1 protein-coding gene is annotated in these 826 nt (G+C 61.0%); it reads right to left on the bottom strand.

All coding sequences use genetic code 11. The annotated features are described in order from the left end of the window. Positions 1-826, bottom strand: an 826-nt coding sequence (locus CXF97_RS13985; protein WP_178081190.1) for an immunoglobulin-like domain-containing protein, incomplete at both ends; no start/stop codon positions are given.

Consider the following 826-nt stretch of genomic DNA (forward strand, 5'->3'; position numbering starts at 1 on the left):
GTCGGCGGTCAGTTTGACCGTCGAAGTGTCGATGGTGTCGGTGACTGTCGTCACGGCCGGAGCAGTGCTCGGCACGAGGTTTTCGAAATTGCCGCCGGTAGCGCTGGTGATCGTTGCCTGGACGGAACCGGCATCTTTATAGACGTCGTCGGACGGGGCCGGAACAGTTGTGGTACCGGTGGTTTCGCCAGCCTTGATGGTGATCACGGCGCCGTTCGACAGGGTCACGGTCACTGGCGTGCCGGCGGCGTTGCTCAGCGTCGCGGTGTAGGTGATCTGGCCACCTTCAGCCACCGAATTGCTGGCGCTCAAGGACAGATTGGTGGTGTCGGCAACATCCATAACAGTGGTCGAAACCGGTGTTTTATCCGCCACCAGGTTTTCGAAGTTGCCGCCGGTTACGTTGGTGATCGAATTGGTCAGCGGAGCATTACCAGTCAGCGCATCGTTCGGCGCGGTGAAAGTCGCAGTCCCGGAAGTCTGGCCAACGGCGATGGTGATGCTCTGACCGTTGGCCAAGGTAACAACCACAGGCGAGCCCGTGACCGGAGCGCCGACGGTGGCGGTGTAAGTCACGGTGCCGCCTTCAGCGACCGAAGTGTCGGCGGTCAGTTTGACCGTCGAAGTGTCGATGGTGTCGGTGACACTGGTCACCGCTGGAACCGAGCTCGGCACCAGATTTTCGAAGTTGCCACCGGTAGCGCTGGTGATCGTCGCCTGCACAGAACCGGCGTCTTTGTAAACGTCATCGGATGGTGCCGGAACGGTGGCGGTGCCGGTGGTTTCGCCTGCCTTGATGGTGATCACAGCGCCGTTCGACAGGGTC

Origin of the sequence: Pseudomonas sp. Choline-02u-1, from assembly GCF_002836515.1 — a bacterium.
In the GTDB taxonomy this organism is placed as follows: domain Bacteria; phylum Pseudomonadota; class Gammaproteobacteria; order Pseudomonadales; family Pseudomonadaceae; genus Aquipseudomonas.